The 22472-nt window shown below is 47.2% G+C and carries 19 protein-coding genes; 10 read left to right on the top strand and 9 right to left on the bottom strand.

From position 1 onward, the window contains the following. Positions 1-534: 534 nt before the first annotated feature. The 5 genes from ACSSU7_RS09575 to ACSSU7_RS09555 all read left to right on the top strand — a co-directional run bounded on the left by ACSSU7_RS09575 (position 535) and on the right by ACSSU7_RS09555 (position 6894). Positions 535-831, top strand: a complete 297-nt coding sequence (locus ACSSU7_RS09575) for a hypothetical protein (protein ID WP_492516264.1) — start codon at positions 535-537, stop codon at positions 829-831. A 142-nt stretch (positions 832-973) separates the two neighbouring features. Next, complete coding sequence (locus tag ACSSU7_RS09570) at positions 974-2254, top strand: TolC family protein (protein ID WP_492516263.1); 1281 nt, start codon at positions 974-976, stop codon at positions 2252-2254. Further along, the gene (locus tag ACSSU7_RS09565) at positions 2254-3429 is read left to right on the top strand and encodes an efflux RND transporter periplasmic adaptor subunit (protein WP_492516262.1); all 1176 of its coding nucleotides are present in this window, start codon (positions 2254-2256) and stop codon (positions 3427-3429) included. The genes ACSSU7_RS09570 and ACSSU7_RS09565 overlap by 1 nt, the downstream gene beginning before the upstream one ends. Before the next feature lie 3 nt (positions 3430-3432). Then, a complete protein-coding gene (locus ACSSU7_RS09560) occupies positions 3433-6534 on the top strand; it encodes an efflux RND transporter permease subunit (RefSeq protein WP_492516261.1) in 3102 nt (1033 codons plus the stop codon). A gap of 24 nt (positions 6535-6558) precedes the next feature. Next, complete coding sequence (locus ACSSU7_RS09555; RefSeq protein WP_135276596.1) at positions 6559-6894, top strand: P-II family nitrogen regulator; 336 nt, start codon at positions 6559-6561, stop codon at positions 6892-6894. A 125-nt stretch (positions 6895-7019) separates the two neighbouring features. Here the strand turns inward: ACSSU7_RS09555 and ACSSU7_RS09550 are convergent, their stop codons facing one another. Further along, on the bottom strand, positions 7020-9296 hold the full coding sequence (locus ACSSU7_RS09550; RefSeq protein WP_492516260.1) for a primosomal protein N': 2277 nt from the start codon (positions 9294-9296) through the stop codon (positions 7020-7022). A 284-nt stretch (positions 9297-9580) separates the two neighbouring features. On the opposite strand from ACSSU7_RS09550, the gene argS reads away from it, so the two are divergent. From argS to ACSSU7_RS09530, 4 genes are all read left to right on the top strand, one after another. After that, complete coding sequence (gene argS, locus ACSSU7_RS09545; protein WP_492516259.1) at positions 9581-11239, top strand: arginine--tRNA ligase; 1659 nt, start codon at positions 9581-9583, stop codon at positions 11237-11239. A gap of 9 nt (positions 11240-11248) precedes the next feature. Further along, positions 11249-11872, top strand: a complete 624-nt coding sequence (locus tag ACSSU7_RS09540; protein ID WP_492516258.1) for an SPOR domain-containing protein — start codon at positions 11249-11251, stop codon at positions 11870-11872. Positions 11873-12034: 162 nt separating this feature from the next. Then, on the top strand, positions 12035-12682 hold the full coding sequence (locus ACSSU7_RS09535) for a thiol:disulfide interchange protein DsbA/DsbL (protein ID WP_492516257.1): 648 nt from the start codon (positions 12035-12037) through the stop codon (positions 12680-12682). 157 nt (positions 12683-12839) lie between these two features. Then, a complete protein-coding gene (locus ACSSU7_RS09530; protein ID WP_492516256.1) occupies positions 12840-13640 on the top strand; it encodes an SDR family oxidoreductase in 801 nt (266 codons plus the stop codon). A 12-nt stretch (positions 13641-13652) separates the two neighbouring features. Here the strand turns inward: ACSSU7_RS09530 and ACSSU7_RS09525 are convergent, their stop codons facing one another. From ACSSU7_RS09525 to ettA, 5 genes are all read right to left on the bottom strand, one after another. Next, entirely contained in the window at positions 13653-14408 is a 756-nt protein-coding gene (locus ACSSU7_RS09525) for a ubiquinone/menaquinone biosynthesis methyltransferase (RefSeq protein WP_492516255.1), read from the bottom strand. 72 nt (positions 14409-14480) lie between these two features. After that, on the bottom strand, positions 14481-15320 hold the full coding sequence (locus ACSSU7_RS09520; RefSeq protein WP_492517785.1) for an IS3 family transposase: 840 nt from the start codon (positions 15318-15320) through the stop codon (positions 14481-14483). Continuing rightward, the gene (locus ACSSU7_RS09515; RefSeq protein WP_492516254.1) at positions 15284-15652 is read right to left on the bottom strand and encodes a transposase; all 369 of its coding nucleotides are present in this window, start codon (positions 15650-15652) and stop codon (positions 15284-15286) included. The genes ACSSU7_RS09520 and ACSSU7_RS09515 overlap by 37 nt, the downstream gene beginning before the upstream one ends. Positions 15653-15726: 74 nt before the next feature. Continuing rightward, positions 15727-16065 (bottom strand): hypothetical protein, encoded by a 339-nt coding sequence (locus ACSSU7_RS09510; RefSeq protein WP_492516253.1) that lies wholly within the window; start codon positions 16063-16065, stop codon positions 15727-15729. 6 nt (positions 16066-16071) lie between these two features. Then, positions 16072-17736 (bottom strand): energy-dependent translational throttle protein EttA, encoded by a 1665-nt coding sequence (gene ettA, locus ACSSU7_RS09505; RefSeq protein ID WP_029143915.1) that lies wholly within the window; start codon positions 17734-17736, stop codon positions 16072-16074. A 145-nt stretch (positions 17737-17881) separates the two neighbouring features. On the opposite strand from ettA, the gene ACSSU7_RS09500 reads away from it, so the two are divergent. Beyond that, a complete protein-coding gene (locus ACSSU7_RS09500) occupies positions 17882-18427 on the top strand; it encodes a YaeQ family protein (RefSeq protein ID WP_492516252.1) in 546 nt (181 codons plus the stop codon). Positions 18428-18452: 25 nt separating this feature from the next. Here ACSSU7_RS09500 and ACSSU7_RS09495 read toward each other — a convergent pair whose 3' ends face one another. The 3 genes from ACSSU7_RS09495 to glmU form a co-directional block, all read right to left on the bottom strand. Further along, positions 18453-19079, bottom strand: coding sequence for an adenylate/guanylate cyclase domain-containing protein (locus tag ACSSU7_RS09495; RefSeq protein ID WP_492516251.1), 627 nt, complete (start codon positions 19077-19079; stop codon positions 18453-18455). A 33-nt stretch (positions 19080-19112) separates the two neighbouring features. Next, entirely contained in the window at positions 19113-20954 is a 1842-nt protein-coding gene (glmS, locus tag ACSSU7_RS09490) for a glutamine--fructose-6-phosphate transaminase (isomerizing) (protein WP_492516250.1), read from the bottom strand. Positions 20955-21060: 106 nt separating this feature from the next. Next, a complete protein-coding gene (gene glmU, locus ACSSU7_RS09485; RefSeq protein WP_492516249.1) occupies positions 21061-22437 on the bottom strand; it encodes a bifunctional UDP-N-acetylglucosamine diphosphorylase/glucosamine-1-phosphate N-acetyltransferase GlmU in 1377 nt (458 codons plus the stop codon). Positions 22438-22472: the final 35 nt, after the last annotated feature.

The raw sequence follows: 22472 nt of genomic DNA, 5'->3' as shown, positions 1-22472 counted from the left end.
TTAAGCAGGCCGATTTGAAGCAGGCGTAAGCAGACTTAGCCGTCATCTATAAATCACGGAACCATCGCAACAATCGCATTGTCTCACCATAGCATCTGGATAAAAACAACCGCGGAGAATGGTGAAACAGATGAGTTTGTGGCGAGACTCCGGCTAAGCAGCATTTGGGAGTCGCGCGATTTTGAGCACAAGCTGGCAGAGCAATGCGAGTGATACGCTTATGGTAAAGTCTAATGTCAAGGACACGACGTGCAGGACACGTTCCATGGGCATGAAACAATGGTTATCCATCATCATTGGCGCTTCACTTGCATTGCTCTGTTAGTTTGTCAGGGTACGCAAACAAGCTGCAGCACACATCAATACATTAGGAAGCATGCTTATAGATAGGACTCGAGTAACTTGTATCATTATTTCAAATTTGACTAAATCTCATCCGCAATGGACAATAGGCGGACTTGCCTTAATGCATACAAATACTTAAAGTACGCCTCCAAATCAACGCTATATTCAATGCTCTATAAATTGCTATCAATGAAAACCATCGCACGGCTAATTTCGATTATCGGAATTTTGACGGCGCTTGCTGCTATTACGCAGTTGAATATTGATTTATACGAAAATAAAATCATTGAAAATGCGCAGCTTTCAGCGACACAACCCGATAAAGATAGCAACCGCGACCTAAGCGACACCATTGTCGATATTATTCCTCGCTCCACCCACTGGTATAGCACGTACATTATGTTGCACCATGATTATGCAAGTTATCAGGAGCCTACACCGCTCCTGTATTTAAGACCCCCCCTCCAAAGCCACCCTCTGGCTTAACTCTTGCTTACCAATCACTAGAGATTGGTATTTGCACAGAAACCCTACGCTCGACTAGCTCACTCAGCTACAGGCCACGTATAGCCTGTGGCTGACCTGTACTGATCGTTGCGCTTACTTCCATCACAAAGGAAAAGTATTCATGCCTGCATTTGGTGCAAATTCAGGGGTAACGTACCCCCGAACGATAGCTTTAACATTTATTTTGTTGGGAGGTATCGTTGCTAGCTTCACGGCAACAGCCGCCCCCAATTACTCAATTAATCAAATCATTAGTATTGCTGCGGAGCAAAACCCGCTGCTTAATATTTACAAAGCGCGCGAAGATGCAGCTTCGGCTTCGGTCATCACCGCTAAAACCTATGCAAACCCAGAAATAGAACTGATGGGCGGCCCAACACGTTACAGAACTCCGGGCGGGCTAGGCTCCAGCGGCAACTGGGTGGTAGGCATCTCCCAGCCCTTGGACTACCCTAGTGTGCGCAATGCCAAAATCAATGTGGCTGAACACAACATCGCGGTTGCGACACTTAGCACTGAAGTGACCAAACGAGAATTAATCACGCGCGTCAAAAGTGCTTTTTATGATGTGTTGCAGCGCGAGGCGTTTCTTAGCCTGACCGAGGCTGACTATAAGTTATTAAAAGACATTCGTGACCGTGTGAAATTAAGGGTTGAGGTGGGAGAGTCCCCCAAATACGAACTCATTAAAGCCAACACAGAGGCGCTGGCTGCCGAGCGTGATTACCAATCGGCCAAAACACGCGTCGTGGAAGGCAAGGCTTATCTAAGAGGTTTAGTGAGCGCTGCGATTCCTGAAGACTTTACCTTAGTTGGTGAGCTGCCGATTACCAGCAGCCTGCCGCAAATTGACACCTTGCGTGAGCAGATGAGCGACTCACCGCAGCTCAAGCAGATCCGTGCTGCCATCAAAACTTCTGAAGCCAATTTACGTTTACAGGATGCACTGCGGAACCCCGGGCTAAGCCTGAAAGCAGGGGTGGAGCAAGACCCTGACTTACGCCAGTTTCGCATCGGAGTTGCCATTCCTATCCCGGTTTGGGACAAACGTAGCGGCCCAATCGCACATGCAGCGGCAGAGCTCAGGGAAGTGCAAGCCGTGCTGAGTGACCGCGAACTCACGATTCAACGCGACATTGAGTCAGCGTATCAACGCTACCTGATTGCGCAGCAGCAAGTTTCAGCGTTTGAAGATGGCCTGCTTGAGCAGGCTGAATCTGTGCTCAAAGTAGCGGAAGCCGCCTATCGCTTTGGCGAGCGCGGCATTCTGGATTATTTAGATGCGCAACGCACAAAACGCGCAGTCAAAAAAGACTACTTATCTGCACGCTACGAATATATAAACGCCATGCTCACAATAGAACGTTTGCTTGGCTATGAACTTTTGGAGGTTAAACCATAATGACTGCTCAACCCATTACTACCCATCACTTATTTAGCAAAAACCTGCTGCTGGCTTTTTGCATGGTTGGCATCATGTTAACCGGATGTTCCTCGAAAGAAGAGGTAGCGCCAGCTAAAGCAAAAGCCAAGGATGTGGATATCGTTGAAATTACCAACCAACTTGCCAAGCAAGTCACGCTGCACACCACCGGCAAAATTGAGATGCGCGACACCATGCGCCTGCCCGGCACCATACAGGTTGACGAGCAACGCATGGCAAGAATTGGCGCCTCAGTGACCGGCCGAGTGAAAGATATTGAAGCCACCCTAGGGCAAAAAGTAAATAACGGACAAGTGCTCGCTACTTTAAACAGTACAGAGTTAGCACAGAGCCAGCTGGTTTATATTAAAGCTGCGCAACAGATTGGCCTGCAAACCAAAGCCGTAAACCGCGCCAAGCTACTGCAAGAAGCGGATGTGATCGGCTCTGCCGAACTGCAACGCAGGGAGGCAGAATTAAGCGCGGCGCAGGCAGATTTAAACGCGGCACGGGACCAGTTAATCGTACTGGGCATGAGTGAGGCGGCGATAGATAAACTATCTAAATCTGGCCAGATTCATTCTTACAGCAATGTGGTGTCACGCATTACCGGTAATGTAATTAGCCGCAAAGTTAACCTGGGGCAAGTGGTACAACCGGCTGAAGAACTATTTATCATTGCCGATCTATCTCATGTGTGGGTGGTGGCTGAAGTGCCTGAGCAGCAGATTGATCTGATTAAAATTGGTGAAGAGGTGTTGGTGGAAATTCCCGCCCTGCATAACAAGCAATACACCGCCAAGCTGATCTACGAAGGTGACGTGGTCAACCCAGAAACCAGAACTGTCACTGTACGCTGTGATATTGAAAACGCTGACCGCGAAATCAAGCCGGATATGCTGGTCTCTATGCTGATTAAATCTAGCCCAACATCCAAATTGGCCCTGCCGCTACAAAGCATCGTGCGTGAGAACGACAAAACCTATGTTTACGTACAGCTTGCGCCAAATAAATTCCGCCTGCGCGAAGTGGAACTCGGGCCAGAATACATGGACATGGTGACTATCACCAATGGTATTTCTGATGGCGAAGTGGTCGTCAACGACGGCGCGTTCCATGTGAATAACGAACGTAAAATTAAAGAATTGGAGTAAAGCATGATTGAATCTCTGATTCGCTCGGCGCTCAAGCAGCGCCTTATCGTGCTGGTCATCGCTGTGGCGCTGATGATGGCCGGTATCTTTGCATTACAAAAACTATCCGTGGATGCATTTCCGGATGTAACCAACGTGCAAGTGCAAATTGCAACCCAAGCCACCGGTAAGTCACCGGAAGAAGTAGAACGGTTTATCACCGTACCATTAGAAATTGGCATGACAGGCTTACCTGGCCTCACCGAGATGCGCTCACTCAATCGCAACGGGCTATCGCTGATTACCCTGGTATTTACTGACAATACCGATGTTTATTTCGCACGCCAGTTGGTGATGGAGCGACTAATGGAGGTGATGGATAAAATGCCGCAAGGCGTCACCCCCATCCTAGGGCCTGTGGCCACGGGCTTGGGCGAAATTTACCAGTACACGCTGGACAACCCTGCGGATGGCAAAACCGAGCTTAGTACAGAAGAGCTTACGGAAAGGCGCTCGATTCAAGACTGGATAGTGCGCCCATTGCTACGTGGCATTCCTGGGGTGGCAGAAATCAACTCCCAGGGCGGCTATGTCAAGCAATATCAGGCATTGGTTAATCCGGATAGGATGAATCACTACGGCCTAAAATTACAGGACATCTACTCCGCCTTAGCTAAAAACAACGCAAACAGCGGCGGCGGTGTGTTACCTCAATTTGCAGAGCAGTACCTGATTCGCGGTGTGGGTTTAATCGAAAGCCTGGACGACATTCGCAATATCGTACTGAAAGAACAGAGCGGGGTACCGGTATTTATGCGCGATGTGGCCGAAGTGAAATTAGGCCATGAAGTGCGCGTAGGTGCCGTGATGAAAAATGGCTACACCGAATCTGTAGGCGGCATTGTAATTATGATGCGCGGCGGTAACGCCAAGGAAGTGGTCAGCCGCGTCAAAGAACGTGTAGAAGAAATTAACGCCAAAGGCATGCTGCCAGATGGCCTACAAATCGTACCTTACTATGACCGTAGTGAACTGGTGGATGCAGCACTCTTTACCGTGAGTAAAGTATTAGTAGAAGGCATTATTTTAGTGGTGCTAATACTGTTCCTGTTCTTAGGGGATGTGCGCTCTAGCGTGATTGTGGTGGCGACTTTGATTTTGACGCCACTCATCACTTTTATGGCCATGAATCATTATGATATTTCTGCCAACTTGATGTCGCTGGGCGGGCTCGCCATTGCGATTGGCTTGATGGTGGATGGCTCGGTGGTGGTGGTGGAAAATGCGTTTCACCATCTGGGGCATCGCCAAGGCGAAAGTAAAATCCGGGTAGTGCTGGAAGCCGCATCAGAAGTGGCAACGCCGGTACTGTTTGGCGTGGGCATTATCATCTTGGTGTTTTTACCGCTGATGACCCTACAAGGCATGGAAGGCAAAATGTTTGCGCCATTAGCACTCACCATTGCCATCGCGCTTTTTGTGTCTTTGATTATTTCGTTAACGCTATCGCCGGTACTGTGCTCGTATATCCTAAAAGGCGGCTCTGGTGAAGATACAAAATTTATCCAATTTATCAAAAAACCCTACCTCAAGATGCTGAACTGGGTACTGGTGAACGATAAAAAAACCATTGCTGGCGCAACCGGTGTATTTATTGCGGCGCTGTTGGTGGTGCCATTGCTGGGCACCTCATTTATCCCAGAAATGAAAGAGGGCTCTATCGTGCCGGGCATTAATCGCGTGCCCAATATTTCACTTGAAGAGTCAATCAAGATGGAAAATGAAGCGATGCGCTTAATCATGGAAAAAGTGCCAGGGGTAAAATCTGCCATGTCTGGTATCGGCCGCGGTGAAAGCCCGGCAGACCCGCAAGCGCAAAATGAATCTACCCCTATCATCAGTCTCAAACCACGTAACGAGTGGCCTAAAGGTTGGACCCAAGATGACATTGCGGACAAAATGACCGAGGTGCTGACAGAAGGCCTGCCCGGTGTGCAGATTGTGATGGCGCAGCCTATTTCAGACCGGGTGGATGAGTTGCTCACTGGCGTGCGTTCTGATGTTGCGGTGAAAATATTTGGCGATGACATGGGCAAACTCAAAAGCAAAGCTGAGGAGATTGTTAAAATCGCCGGCGCCATCCCTGGTGCGGTGGATTTACGTGTAGAGAAAATATCCGGGCAGCAATATCTGAATATCACGGTGAACCGCCAAGCCATTGCACGCCAAGGCATTAACGCCTCGGATATCCACGATATTATTGAAACCGCGATTGGCGGAAAAATTGCCACTGATATCTACGAAGGACAACGTCGCTTCTCAGCAGCGGTGCGCTTTCCTGATAGCTTTAGAAATAATGTTGAGTCTATAGGCAATATTCTCGTCACCTCACCCAATGGCGCTCGCGTGGCACTCCGCGATTTAGCTGAAATCGAAATCAAAGATGGCCCTGCACAGATTAGCCGTGAGCTAGGTAAGCGCCGCATCGTGGTGGCAATTAACGTGAAAGACCGTGACTTAGGCGGCTTTGTGGCTGAACTGCAATCAGTACTGACAGACAAAGTTAAATTACCGGACGGTTATTATCTGGAGTATGGTGGTCAATTCCAAAACATGGAACGTGCGTTAAATCATTTGATGATTATCGTGCCTGTGACGGTGGCCGCCATATTCTTCCTACTGTTCCTGTTATTTAACTCAATTCGATTTGCCACCATGATCATTATGATCTTGCCATTTGCCTCAATTGGCGGCATTTTCGCACTACTGGTGACTGGCGAATACCTGTCTGTGCCGGCGTCTGTTGGGTTTATTGCGCTGTGGGGTATTGCGGTGCTCAATGGCGTAGTGCTGGTGTCTTACATCCGCTCATTGCGTGAGGAGGGTAAAGGCCAGATGGAAGCGATTATTGAAGGTTGTAAACAAAGGTTTAGACCGGTGATGATGACCGCCACCGTGGCGATGCTGGCATTGGTACCATTTTTATTTGCCACTGGCCCGGGCTCAGAAATACAGCGCCCATTGGCAATTGTAGTGATTGGCGGGCTAATCAGCTCAACGCTACTGACCTTAGTGGTATTGCCTACGCTATATCGCATTTTTGAAGAATCTAAAATTGAAGCTTAACCAGTCGTTGAAAGGGATTGTTTAATGAAAGAAATTAGAGCAGTGATACAACCGCATCGTTTAGCAAAAATTCGCTCGTCCCTACGCAATATCAAGGGCTTCCCGGGCATGACGGTGAGCAAAGTAGATGGCTGCGGCCATCATTTGGCCAAACCTGCCCAAGGCATACGAGAAGAACTGACGGACTACAGCCCCAAAGTGATGATCATCATGGTGGTGAGCGACGACTTGCTAGAAGGTATATTGCAAACCATTGTAGAAATCGGCCATACCGGCCAAGTAGGTGACGGCATTGTTTGGGTAACGCCAGTAGAGCGCTTTATCCGGCTCTCCGAGCAAATCAATGTCGTTGATTGTTAGATTAAAAACGTAATAATACGTAGCAACTTGCAGAATCATCTATGTCTATTTGTCACTTTATCTCGCGCAATTAAGTGCATAAGTACAAGTGGCATAGATGCTGCATCAAACTAGTGCGATACCCATTAAAACTCTAATGGGTTCACATCCACCGCCCATCTCACCTTAGCCGCTATCGGCTCAGCCCTTAATTGATATACCAATTGCGTCAACAGCTTCTGCAATGCAGGCCGCTGGTGCGCATGCATCAAAATATAACCACGCTCCATGCCTTTTAAGCGCTCCATCTGCGGCCGCACTGGGTCATAAGTCACCACATGCTGACTCAACGCGCGCGCGCCTGTAAATGCCAACTGCAAAAACTGCTGCACCAAAGCAAAATCATGCGCTTCAGCACGCAGCAATGCGGTAAACACATAAGGCGGAAACTGTACCTGCTCACGTTCCAGTAGCAAATCACTGGCATAAGTTGCGTAATCTTGGCTGCGTAGCGCATTAAACAGTGCGTGGTCTGGAAAAGCAGTTTGAATAATCACTTGCCCAGCTTTATCGGCACGCCCGGCACGGCCGGCTACTTGCATCAGTTGTGCAAACAAACGCTCACTCGCCCTAAAGTCCGGGCTATGCAGCGCGCTATCTGTATCTATCACACCTACTAGCGTTAGATTAGGAAAATCATGTCCTTTCGCCAGCATTTGCGTGCCCACTAAAATATCAATTTCCTGATTGTGCACACGGTCTAATATCTCAACCAAGGCGTGCTTACGGCTAATGCTGTCACGGTCTACCCTTGCGATACGCGCCGTTGGGAGCAGGCTAGCTAGGGTTTGCTCCAAACGTTGCGTACCATGGCCAGTCGGGTGTAAATCGGCATCACCGCAGCTTGGGCACTGGTGAGGGATCCGCTGTTCGTGCCCACAGTGATGGCAGCGCAATTTTTTTTGCCTCAGATGCACCACTAAACGACTGCTGCAGCGCGTGCACGGCGCAATCCAATGGCAGGCCGTACACAACAATACCGGCGAATAACCACGGCGATTGATAAATAATAGCGACTGCTCCTTACGCTCCAACCGCAAACGTAATGCGGAAACCAGCTGCGGCGTCAGGCCGTGCTGTAAGTTCACCTTGGTGGTATCAATACAGTCAATTTTAGGGAGCTGGGCAGCAGTTACTGCGCGCTGCTTTAAGGTTAACAGTCCATATTTATTAGGCTGATTATTGCTAGACGCTGCGCTTGAAGCCTGCACATGGCTACCCATCGCGTTGTACCAGCTTTCCAACGCCGGGGTGGCGGAGCCCATCACCACCGGAATATTCAGGCGTTTGGCTCGCACCAAGGCAACATCGCGCGCATGGTAGCGCATGCTATCTTGCTGCTTGTAAGAGCTGTCATGCTCTTCGTCGATGATAATCAGCTTAAGATTAGGAATAGGCGTAAAAATTGAAAGGCGCGTGCCGATAATGATTTGTGCAGCACCAGATTGCGCCAACTGCCAGTTATGTAAGCGTTCACTCTCACTCAGGCTACTATGTAAACTCACCAGGTTATATTGCGGTAAGCGTGCCCTGAACCTAGCTTCCAGTTGCGGCGTCAGGTTAATCTCAGGCACTAGCACCAGCACTTGGGCACTAGGTTGTGCCTGCGTAGCGCTATCAGTGTTCGATTGCTGCTGCAGAACGTGCTGCATTAAACGAATATACACCTCGGTTTTGCCACTGCCGGTAATCCCGTGTAGTAGCCAAGCCTTAAACGCCTGTATCTCCTGCGTAATGCTTGCCACCGCCGCTGCCTGCTCTGTATTTAGTGCGGGTTGCGGTGTCTCCAAAATCGCCGGCACACGCTTTACCGCCAGCACTTGCTCAGTTTCAGCATAGCCCAAACTAACCAACTCTTTTGCCGCCTTACGCGCACTGCCAGACAGCGCATCCAGTGCCGCTTCCGTTTGTGCACCCTCGGTTTGCAAGGCTTGCAACACTAGGCGCAGCACACGCTGCCGCCTGGGCAAGGATTCCAAACCCACTTGCTTGCCGGCGTCAGTGATTTGATATAAATATTGTTTACGTGCAACGGCTGGCGCCACTTGGCGTAAACGCGCGGGCAATGCTGCTAGCAAAGCCTGCCCAAATGGATAGTGATAATAATCCGCGCTAAATTTAATTAAACTTAATACTTCTGCATCCAGCGGCGCTTCATCGCCAAATACCTGCGTGATGGGTTTGAGCTTCTCAATGGCAAATTCACTACTATCAGCCAATGCCATCACAATACCAATTTGATTGCGGCGCCCGAACGGCACCAACACCCGTTGGCCGACCTCCACGTGCTGACCTGCGCTTAAATAGTCAAATAAGCGCGCCAGCGGTACATCAAGTGCAATTTTTAGAATGGGTTTTGGCAATGGTGATAACACTACGGATTAAAAATTTATAAGGATTAAAGTGGGTAAAACTAAAGCCGCTTTAAGTTAAAAAAATTGGTGAAAATTTGCCGTCTATTATGCGTCTTTTAGCGCCAATTAAAGCATTTAACGCCATCTATATCTGCGCCTTTTTCGTCTAAGTGCTGATTATCGCAAGCCCTTAGACGGATACCGCCACCGGAACTTGATCACTTAGCGTTCTAAGCACTAATATATGCACCAATATGGGTTAAAATACCGTTTTTAGATTTTATGTAATTATTGTGAAAACACATCTTACCCAATTACTAACGACTGCCGCAAAAACAATTGCGCCAGAAATTACTGACCTAACGATTATATTAGAGCGCCCAAAATCTGCCGACCATGGCGATTTTGCCACAAACTTGGCCTTAGTTTTGGCTAAACCGCTAAAACAAAACCCACGCGCTATCGCCACCCAGATTATTGAAGCATTGCCTGCCAGCGAATATATCGCCAAAACTGAAATTGCAGGCGCCGGCTTTATTAACTTCTTTTTAAGCCCGCAATCCAAGCAGGTTGTGATTAAAGATATTCTCAACGCGGGTGCGCAATATGGCGGCAACAGCAACGGCCAACAGCAAAAAGTACAGGTAGAGTTTGTATCAGCCAATCCAACCGGCCCTTTACATGTGGGCCATGGTCGCGGCGCGGCAGTGGGCGACTGTTTGGCACGTCTATTAGACGCTAACGGCTGGGATGTGACCCGTGAATTTTACTACAACGATGCCGGCGCACAAATCGACAACCTGACCATCTCAGTATTAGCAAGATGCAAAGGCATCTCCACTGAGCACGAAAGCTTCCCTGAAAATGGCTACCGCGGCGAATATATCAACGATATTGCAGCGGCTTTCCTTGCAAAACATACTGTGGTTGCCGATGACATTGAAGTGACCGCCAGTGGCGATATCAATGATTTAAATTCAATTCGCGCATTTAGCGTAGCGTATTTACGTCACGAGCAAGATTTAGACTTAAAAGCGTTCCAAATCAAGTTTGACGTCTTTTCACTAGAAAGTGCGCTATATACGACAGGCAAAGTTGAACAAACGGTTCAAGCCTTAATTAAAAGCGGCCACACTTATGAACAAGACGATGCACTGTGGCTAAAAACTACAGATTTTGGTGATGACAAAGACCGCGTGATGCGCAAGACTGATGGCGGCTACACCTATTTTGTACCGGATGTGGCTTACCACACCGACAAATGGAACCGCGGCTTTGTACGTGTAATTAACGAGCAGGGCGCAGACCACCACAGTACCATCACCCGTGTACGTGCCGGTTTGCAGGCTTTAGATATTGGCATCCCTAAAGGCTGGCCAGATTACGTATTGCATCAAATGGTGACCGTGATGCGTGGCGGCGAAGAGGTTAAACTCTCAAAACGTGCGGGTAGCTATGTCACACTGCGTGACCTGATTGAAGAGGTTGGTTGCGATGCAACGCGTTACTTCTTAGCCGCACGCCGTGCAGATTCACAATTGGTATTTGATATCGATTTAGCACGTAGCCAAAGCAACGATAACCCGGTGTACTACATTCAATATGCACATGCGCGTATTTGTAGCGTGCTAAGCCAATGGAACGGTGACACCAACAGCTTGGTCAACGTTAACCTCAACCCATTAACCACAGCGCACGAAACTGCATTGATGCAGCGCTTAAGCGAGTACCCGGAAGTGGTCGCCAATGCGGCAACTGAGCTAGCACCGCATGTAGTGGCTAACTACCTAAAAGAATTAGCCAGTGATCTGCACAGCTACTATAACGAATATAAATTCTTAATCGAAGATGAACAGTTAAAACTCGCACGCTTAAGTTTAATTAGTGCTACCCAACAAGTGCTTAAAAACGGCCTGGATTTACTGGGTGTCGCTGCTAAAGAAAGAATGTAAGGAGTCATTATGAGTAGGGATTACAAACCTAGACCAGAGCGCACGTCCAAGCAAAGCCAAGGCAATCCATTTATCACGGGGTTATTAATCGGCTTTTTATTAGGCGTGGCCGCATCTTTAGCGGTAGTGATGATGATTAAGGGTGAAGAAAGCCCATTTGCCGATTTAACCTCACCTAATAAGCCGGTCTCTGAAAAAATCGCAGAAACAGCTAAAGAAAAAGCCGCTCAAGATAAAGAAGTAGCCGCAGAGGAAAAAACCAAACCGGCTGAAACTGCTGAAGACAAAACGCGTTTTGATTTTTACACCATACTGCCGGGCAGCGAGCGCCAAGTCACTACCGAAGAGGTGAAAATCAAAGAACAGAGTACTGAACCATCAGTAAAAAATACATACTTTCTACAGGTAGGTGCTTTTCAGACCGAAGACGAAGCAGACAACATGAAAGCCACGCTGGCCTTACAAGGCTTTGAGGCCGTGGTACAAACCGCTACCATCCCGAACAAGGGCGTTTGGCACCGCGTACGCGTGGGCCCGCTCAAAAATCTGGAACTGATTAACAAAACTAAGGCAGATTTAGCCAGCAATGGTTTTAAATCTGATTTAATTACCATCAATAATGAAACCCAATAGACGCTGCGCAGGTCAATGCAAAGTGATCGTAATCAACAAACAATATTGATAAGAAATAATTGTCAGCCAAACTCTAAGATAATACGTTTTAGGGTGACACGTTTGTTGAATAGCTGAATTTTTAATTACAAATTTAAAGAATCGTTAACAAGGACAATATCAATGAAAAAATTATTAACCGCTTTAATGTTGCTAGCCTCATTTAGCGCCATGGCTGAGCCGCAAATGGGTAAAGACTTTGATCGTACCGCACAAACCATCAATACCGACACCCCAAACAAGATTGAGGTCATTGAGTTGTTTTGGTACGGCTGTGGGCACTGCCATAGCATGGAAGCACCCATCAACGCATGGGTAAAAAAATTACCTGCAGATGTAGCCTTTAAACGCGTACCAGGGTTACCGCACCAAGCATGGGCGCCAATGGCAAAAGCTTACTATGCCATGGAAACACTCGGCGTGTTAGAGAAACTACACACACCATTATTTGAAGCGATTCACACTAAAAAATCACTCAACCCTACAGATGAAAAAGCAGCGATTAACTGGGTTACCCAACAAAGCGGCTTAGATAAAAGAAAAGTGGAAGAAGCTTTTGGCTCATTTGCCACTAACACCAGCTTAAATCGTGCGGCTAATATCTTCCGCTCTTCAGGTGCAACTGGCGTACCTAGCTTAATTATCAATGGTCAATTCATTACTTCAAGCACCATGGCAGGTAACAATGATGCAGCGCTAAAAACGGCTGACTACATCATCGCTAACATCCGTGCCGATAAAGCTAAGGCAGCTACCCCAGCAAAAAAGTAACGGCCTCGCCGCACTGGTTTAAAGCTTTTTATGAAAAGCTTTTTAATTGGTAAATTACTCCGGCTGTACTAAACTTAAAACCCCGTTTCTGCTACATCGCAAAACGGGGTTTTTATATTTGCATGTCCTATCATTCCACAACCAACAATAACGAAAGATGGCGATGAAAGTCTTTATCACAGGTGCATCTAGCGGTATAGGTGAAGCGCTTGCATATGAATATGCAAAACGCTATCCACATCAAGATACAATCATTGGGTTGGCAGCAAGGCGTAGTGAGCACTTACAAGCGCTACAACAGACCTTAGAAACCAGCTATAACATCAAATGTGCGGTTTATGCTTTAGACGTGCGCGATGGCGATGCGCTGAGTTCTGCCGCACAGCATTTTATACAGCACTATGGCGCACCTAACGTTGTGATTGGCAGCGCAGGGGTCAGTAGCGGCACACTCACCGAAAATGCGGCAGACACCAATGCATTTCAGGCAGTGATGGATATTAATGTGATTGGCCTCGTGAATACATTTCAACCATTTATTCATGCCATGCATTTGGCCGCCGCCAGCGGCAACTCTGCTCAATTGGTGGGCATCGCCAGCGTAGCAGGCATCCGCGGCTTACCAGGAGCAGGGGCTTATAGTGCTTCTAAAGCAGCATCCATTGCTTACCTAGAAAGCCTGCGCGTGGAAATGCTGCATCACAATATCGCCGTCACCACTATAGCTCCGGGATATATCCGCACCCCAATGACCGATATCAACACCTATAAAATGCCATTTTTGATGGATGTAGATATTGCTGCACACAAGTTTGTGAATGCCATTGTGCGCAAGCGACGTTTTGTGGTCATCCCATGGCAAATGGGATGGGTGGCAAGGCTGATGCGACTGATTCCACCGATTATTTGGGATCGGCTTGCAAAAAATGCCCCGCATAAACCCCGCATTAAAGTCTGATCTGAATGTGGGCTAGCTATTCGGTTTGCCAAGTGGCTTGCGGGCAGTATGAATAGCGACAATGCCTAGTGATAGGCGCTCAAATTTAACTTCCTCGAACCCATGATTCACCAACTCTTGAGCAAACGCCTCTGCCGTAGGGAAGTCACGAACGCCCTGCAACAAGTATTTGTATGCGGATGCATCACCACCTGTTGCTATCCAACCAAGTAGAGGCATGCAAAAAGACATGTACGCCAGATAGACGCGATGCAGCAATCTCCAACGGATGTTCGATGCTTCTAATACTATTAGCTTACCTCCAGGCTTGAGAACACGTAGCGCTTCCTGAACTGCAAGATGCCGGTTGCAGATTTTTAGTCCAAGTGAAATAGAGTAGGCATCCACAGTGTCCGTTTGAATGGAAGGCATGTTCTCGGCATCCAGTAGTCTGAGACTCACACTTCCATTAAATGAGTGTAAGCGTTGCTCGGCGATAGCGAGCATCTTCACGCTCACGTCAGATGCAATTACCGTGCGCCCTTGAATTGAGGCGCTATCCATTACTCGAAGAATAATGTCTCCAGTTCCACTGGCTCCATCAAGTAATGTATTCCACTTTTCGCTCGTTATTCTCTTTGCAACACGCCTTTTCCATAACCTATGAATACCAAAACTAAAGATATCGCTGAGCTTATCGTAACGTGATGCAATCCGGCCAAAAACATCATCACTTTGCCACGCAAATTCAGCGGCGTTTTGATGTGAAGGTGTTTTGCCATCAATCATTGACGATGCCTAACGTTTGAATAAAGGAATTGGCTTTAGCCGGTGATCTTGCCTGTAAAAAGTGGACACCATCTAACCGTTAATTTCCATCGCAACAGGTGATTGATACCCAATACCCGAATGCAAACGTACAGGGTTATAAAAGTCCTCAATATAATGCTTAATTGCTACTTTCAAATCTTCACCCCCTTTAAATTTATTACCATGTATCCACTCACTTTTAAACGAATGGAAGAATGACTCCATATGCGCATTATCGGTACATTGTCTTGGCCGATTCATACTTGGTTTAATACCATATTGCCTTAACAAGGCTTGATATTCAAGCGCAGCATATTCAATTCCTCGGTCAGAGTGAAACCACAGGCCAGTCTTAGGCTTTCGCTGCTTAATAGCCATCTGTAGCGCTTCACAAGTTAAGCTCGCCTTTCGATGGTTAGCCAATGCCCAGCCAATAATGCGACGCGAGAACATATCCATTACCACCGCTAAAAACTGCCAACCATTACCCGTCTTGATAAAGGTCACATCACCTACCCACAATTGATTGATGCTACTAGGCTCATCCATGCTGAGTTTCTCGTTCCCATGACGCTGAAAGAATGCGTGATTGCCTGCATTTCTCCAATACAGGCGACTGGCTCGACCTGAGATGCTCATCTGGCGCATGAGTAGTGCGATTTTGTTACGTCCACAGCTTAGGCCTTGTTGCTTGAGCGCAGCATAGATGCGTGGGCTGCCATAAGCCTCATGGCTGGTTTTGTGTAGTGCTTTAATGTGTTCACATAAGCTGGTGTTGTCCAATGACCTAGCTGATGCAGGCCGCCGCTGCCATGCATAAAATCCACTTCGCGATACCTTGTATTTCTCGCACATCATTTGGATCGGGAAATCTTGGCAATTTTGGGCAATGAAACGGAAGATGTCCGTTTTACATCGGAAGTGAATTTGATGGCTTTTTTTAAAAGGTCATGCTCCAGCTTAAGCTGGGCATAGGCTTTCTCTACCTCGCGCAGGCGGAGAAGCTCAGCTTCATTCACCAGGTCAGGTTCACTTGCTGATTGATTTGCTATGATAAGCCCCTCACGCGATTGTTTCTTCCATCGTGACAGCATAAAGGGGTGGATGTCTAGTGATGCTGCAACATCTTGGACCAATATGCCAGGTTGAGAGGCTAATCGAACTGCCTCAGCTTTGAATGATTCTGCATAACGAGCGTATGCTCGTTTGATTGTTCTTGCCATGTCACATCTCCTAAAAGTTAGGTCGATGTGTCTACTTTTTTAAGGCAAGTCCACAGTCCCGCTTGAATGATGGGTTAGGCATTACGGTCACTTGAAGCATGAAAGAAAATGCCAAACTTGGCGAGTAGCAAAAATACGGTTGGCCAGAAAAGGGTATTGAGTATGTCGTGCAAACTTGCACCCCAGCGCAAATACCCAAGACTAGCAACGTCATCACGCATATCAAGCACTTCTCCTGTGACGGCTATACCAACCACCACAAGCCATGGGACATTAGAACGAAGTGGCTTCCGTAACACAGCTGCAGCCGCAAGGAATACGGCCAGGCCAACATAGATGTGAAGGGCATCCTTAGATAGTCCCGTAGCAGCAACTATAGCCAGTTTGATGGATTGAATAGCCGAAGTTTCCATAAATGCCTAACGTGCAATAGGTTTATACCTGATACGTTTAGGTTTAGCACCTTCCTCACCCAAACGTTTACGTTTATCAGCCTCATACTCCTGATAGTTACCGTTAAAGAACGTCCATTGTGATTCGCCCTCAGCCGCCAAGATGTGCGTTGCGATACGGTCTAAGAACCAGCGATCATGCGAGATCACCAGCACGCTGCCTGCAAACTCCAGCAATGCATCTTCCAGCGCACGTAATGTTTCCACATCTAAGTCGTTTGATGGTTCATCCAGCAACAATACATTGCCGCCAGAAATCAGTGTTTTAGCTAAGTGTAGGCGCCCACGCTCACCGCCTGACAGTTGGCCAACGATTTTCTGCTGGTCACCGCCTTTAAAGTTAAAGCGGCCAATGTAGGCGCGAGATGGCGTTTCGTAACGGCCTACGGTTAAGATGTCTGAGCCACCTGAAATTTCATCAAACACGGTTTTATCATTACTTAGCACATCGCGGCTTTGGTCAACGTAAGCCAATTTAACTGTTTGACCGATGTTCACTTCACCGCTATCTGGCTGCTCCATGCCTGTAATCATCTTAAACAGGGTAGATTTACCTGCACCGTTCGGGCCGATAATCCCCACAATCGCACCGGCTGGGATACTAAAGCTCAAATTATCAATCAGCAAGCGGTCTTTAAATGCCTTGCTCACGCCGTTAAACTCAATCACTTGGTCACCTAAACGCTCACCAGCTGGGATAAAAATCTCCTGTGTTTCATTGCGTTTTTGGTACTCGGCACTCGCTAACTCTTCATAGCGTGCAATACGCGCCTTGCTCTTGGCCTGACGTGCTTTCGGATTCTGACGTACCCACTCCAGCTCAGTATTCAGCGCTTTACGGCGTGATGACTCTTGAGACTCTTCCAACGCTAAGCGCGCTTGCTTTTGGTCCAACCAGCTAGAGTAATTACCTTTCCATGGAATACCGTGACCACGGTCTAGCTCTAAAATCCACTCTGCCGCATTATCAAGGAAGTAGCGGTCATGGGTAACTGCCACCACCGTGCCTGGGAAGCGTACTAAAAACTGCTCTAGCCACTCTACAGACTCTGCATCCAAGTGGTTGGTTGGCTCATCTAGTAACAGCATATCTGGCTTAGATAACAGCAATTTACACAAAGCAACGCGGCGCTTCTCACCACCAGATAATGGGCCAATCTTTGCATCCCAAGCTGGTAGGCGTAGGGCATCTGCCGCGATTTCTAATTGGTGCTCAACATCAGAGCCACTCGCAGCTATGATATTTTCATAGCGCGCTTGGTCTTCAGCCAGCTTATCAAAGTCTGCATCAGGCTCGGCATAGGCCGCATACACTTCCTCTAGCTTTTGCTTAGCCTCCATCACCTCGCCCATGCCGCTTTCAACTTCTTCACGCACGGTTTTATTTGCGTCTAACTGCGGCTCTTGCGGCAAATAGCCAATCGAAATATTAGGCTGCCATTGCACCTCACCCTCAAACTCTTTATCTGCGCCAGCCATAATGCGTAGCACGGTAGATTTACCCGAACCGTTTAAACCCAGCAAACCAATTTTTGCACCGGGGAAAAAAGACAAAGAGATATCTTTAATAATTTGTTTTTTAGGGGGAACAATCTTGCTCACGCGGAGCATCGACATTACATATTGAGCCATGATGTTATCTTGCAAATTTAAAAATGAAAGCTTAACAGAAAGCCCGTATGCTTGCTCGCTATCCCTCACGCTAATCCATGATTGCCAATGAATAAGGCTAGGGTAATGTAGGTATAATGTGCCAACAATAAAAGGCACCGCTTAAATGGCTATCAAATCTACAATTTATAAAATCGATCTGCAAGTTTCTGATATGGATCGTCATTATTACCAGCAACACAATTTGACGATTGCTAAGCATCCGTCAGAAACGGATGAGCGCGTCATGGTGCGGTTGATTGGCTTTGCGATGTATGCCAATGAGTCACTGATATTCGGTAAAGGCTTGAGCGACGATGAAGAGCCAGACTTGTGGCAAAAAGACCTCACTGGCGCTATCGAATTATGGATGGATGTTGGCTTGCCAACAGAAAAAGATATCCGCAAAGCAGCAGGGCGTGCCAAGCAAGTGGTGGTGGTGCTTTATGGTGGGCGAGTGGCTGATATGTGGTGGACGGCCAACAGCAAAGCCTTACTTAAAATCAACAACCTCACTGTGATTAATTTACCAGACACGAAAGAATTGGCGAATATTGCAGAGCGTGGCTTTAATATCAGCTGCACCATTCAAGATGGACAAATCATGGTGGGGCATGACAGCGGTACTTTAGACATTACCCCTGTGATGTTGAAAGAACCAAGCACTTACTAACTTGGTATTTTCAGTAGCGGTTTTTCTAAGTAAGAATGACCTTGTAGGCAGAGTTTGCACCAGCTGGCGCGTGTTCTAACTTTTGATAAATCGCGCCTGCAAAATCTGCACAAGCTTGTTGAAATGCGCCTGTCACCAGAATTTCACCTTGCTTAGCAACATCCTCCCCCAGCTTACAGGCTGCATTCACCTCTGCACCAAACACTTCGGTATTACCTACACGTAAAATCTGTCCGAAGCCCAAACCCACACACAAGTGAACTCGTTCCTGCTCAAGTTTGGCTTCGTTGTAGGGAATTAAAAGCTGCTGCATCACCATGGCGCATTGCAAAGCTTTTTGTGGCTTACGAAAAATAACTAAAAAAGAGTCACCATCAGTTTTAAGTAAAAAACCTTCATGCTGCTCAATCACTGGCAACAGCAAACGCTCAGATTCATAAATCGTCTGCAAGAAATGAATGATGCCATACTCTGCAACTTGGCGAGAAAAGCCCGCCAAGTCGGTCATCATCACGCACCACTCTTCGCCAAATAAATCCCAAATACGCTGATCTATTTCCGCCTTATTTACATCTGGCAACAACCTTTGTGCAATCAAATCATATAAACGATCTTCAGAATTTTGCATTACGGTTTTAGTGTTGCGACTCATCACTGTTCAACTCTTAATTATGCTAAGTGTGACTTATTCTACGGTAACTGACTTCGCCAAATTCCTAGGCTTATCCACATCAGTCCCTTTCAACAACGCCGCATGATACGACAACATCTGCACTGGTATCGTATGCAAAATAGGGGAGAGCACGCCCACATGGCGCGGCGTACGTATCACATGTACCCCTTCTGATTCTGTAAAGTGGCTATCTGCATCAGCAAACACAAACAACTCACCGCCACGCGCTCTTACTTCCTGCATATTAGATTTCACTTTTTCCAGCAAAGCATCATTCGGTGCAATCACCACCACAGGCATATCGCTATCTACCAGCGCTAAGGGGCCGTGTTTAAGCTCGCCCGCAGGGTAGGCCTCGGCATGGATGTAAGAAATCTCCTTAAGCTTCAATGCGCCTTCTAAAGCGATTGGGTAATGTATGCCGCGCCCTAAAAATAAAGCATGCTGTTTGTTAGCAAATGATTTTGCCCACTCGCGAATTTGCGGCTCTAAGTTCAGTGCATGTTGCACGCTACCGGCTAATTGGCGCAATGCGCCTAAATACGATTGCTCAGCCTCTTTATCTAATAATCCACGCTGTTTTGCCAACGTTGCGGCCAAAGTGAATAAAGCCACTAATTGCGTGGTGAATGCCTTGGTAGAAGCCACGCCAATTTCTGCACCTGCGCGCGTGTAGAACACTAATTCCGAAGCGCGTGGAATTGCGCTCTCTTGCACGTTGCAAATTGCTAGGGTGAGATGCTGACCTAATGCCTTGGCATGCTTTAGCGCTTCCATCGTGTCTAAGGTTTCACCAGACTGCGAAATCGTCACGATTAACTGACGCGGGTTAGGGACAGACTCACGATAACGGTATTCACTGGCAATTTCTACATTGGTAGGCAGTTTGGCAATGCTCTCTAACCAGTACTTAGCAGTTAGCGCCGCATAATAACTGGTGCCGGCAGCCAAGATTAAAATGCTATCGACTTGCTCAAACACGCCTGCTGCACCTTTGCCAAATAGGGCGGGTGAAAAGTGGTTATCATCAATCAATGCCTCTATGGTGTCGGTTAAGGCACGTGGCTGCTCATGAATCTCTTTTTGCATAAAATGCGAATATGGGCCTAATTCCAAGCTAGCGAGTGACACATCACTCATATGAATTTTACGTGTAACCTCAACGCCATCGCGGCCAAAAATGGTCACGCCTTCACGGCGAATATCCGCCACATCGCCATCTTCTAAATAAATCACTTTGCGTGTAACAGAAAGCACGGCAGAAACATCTGAGGCAATAAAGTTTTCGCCTTCACCTAGGCCAATCAATAATGGGCAACCTAAGCGCGCGGTCACCATATGCTCTGGTTCTTTTTTAGAGATCACACTAATCGCAAATGCGCCAGTAAGCTCGCTTACAGCTTTTTGGGTGGCTGCAAGTAAAGGTAGGGTTTGATGGTAGTAATGAATTAAATGCGCAATTACTTCAGTATCGGTTTGTGATTCAAACACATAACCCAAGGTCTTTAAGTGCGCGCGCTGTTCATCATGGTTTTCAATAATACCGTTATGCACAACCGCCACTTCACCATTCAATTGGCTAGGTGACATATGTGGGTGTGCATTACTTTCAGTCACGCCGCCATGTGTAGCCCAGCGTGTGTGACCAATCCCAACCAAACCACTTAGTTTTGACTCATTCGCCTTTTCTGTCATGGCTGAAACACGGCCCACCGCACGCACGCGCGCAATGCCTGTATCGTTTAATACAGCAACACCAGCTGAGTCATACCCTCTATACTCTAGACGGCTTAAGCCTTCAATCAAGGTTGAAACAACATTTCTATTTGCTACTGCACCTACAATGCCACACATAGTTTTACTCTCTTAAAATTTTTATCTTGATTGGTTCACATCAGTAGCAACATATTCGCGCGTATGCGCCACGTAGCTACCTATGCTCAAATCACTAAATAAGGAATTACTTTTTAATTTTTTGCGGTCGTTTCCAACCCATGATTGTTTTCTGTTCTTTAGCACGGCAAAAGGTGAGTGCATCTGCCGGTGCATCTCTGGTAATGGTGGAACCTGCCGCAATCGTTGCGTTTTTGCCGATGGTGATAGGGGCAACCAATTGTGAATCAGAGCCAATGAACGCGCCGTCTTCAATCACCGTTCTAAATTTATTCGCACCGTCGTAATTACAAGTAATAGTACCTGCGCCAATATTCACATTCTTACCAACCGTACTATCGCCCACATAACTTAAATGGTTGATCTTACTTCCCACATCAACCTGTGCATTTTTCAGCTCAACAAAGTTACCAACGTGCGTATCGGCGGCGAGGGTGGTACCAGGACGTAAGCGCGCAAACGGCCCAATACGGCTATTTTCACCTACTGCAGTGTCATCGATATGCGTAAACGCGGCAATCTGCGTGCCTGCTGCAATCACTGCATTTTTAATGACGCAGTTAGCGGCAATCTTAACGCGGTCACCCAAGGTCACATTGCCTTCAAATACGCAGTTCACGTCTATCTCTACATCTCGGCCACAATTTAAATCGCCACGTACATCAATACGTGCAGGGTCTTTTAAAGTAACGCCTTGCTGTAACAAAGCCTGTGCGATTCTGGTTTGATGGACGCGTTCTATTTGTGCCAAATCTGTTTTAGCATTGATACCGGTAACAGACCATTCATCATCCGTTATTTCCGCCACCACACTGATGTTATCTTGCACCGCTAGCGCCACAATATCCGTTAAGTAATATTCGCCCTGTGCATTATTGTTGGTAACTCTTGATAACCAGCTTTTAAGATGCGCATTAGGCATCGCCATGATGCCGGTATTAACCTCAATTATGGCACGCTGCGCTGTTGTGGCGTCCTTATGCTCAACAATAGCATGCACCTGACCATGTGCATCACGCACAATACGGCCATAGCCCGTTGGGTCATCCTTATTAAACGACAATATCGCCAGCTTGTTATCAGCCTGGGCAATTAGCTTCTCGCAGGCATTTACATCAACCAACGGCACATCGCCCAATAATATAAGGGTATCTGCATCTGCATCTGCATCTAAATGCGGTAAAGCTTGCTGTACTGCATGGCCAGTACCATTTTGTTCAGCTTGGTTTACCCAGATTATATTTTCGCTACTAAAGGCTTCCTTTACACGCTCTCCACCAAAGCCATAAACCACGATAATCTTATTGGGCTTTAATGCCTTCGCACAATTAATCACATGAGCCAAAATTGGCTTTGCGCCAACTACATGCAGGACTTTAGGTAAATCAGAATGCATACGGGTGCCTTTACCCGCTGCCAATATCACGATATTTAATTTGTTCATGTGTTATTTAGGTCTGTTTCTATTCGCAAAGTATA

The organism is Methylotenera sp. E1MeOHC1 (genome assembly GCF_058745595.1).
Note: the sequence above shows the minus strand (reverse complement) of the source record. Positions and strands in the feature narration are given on the sequence as shown.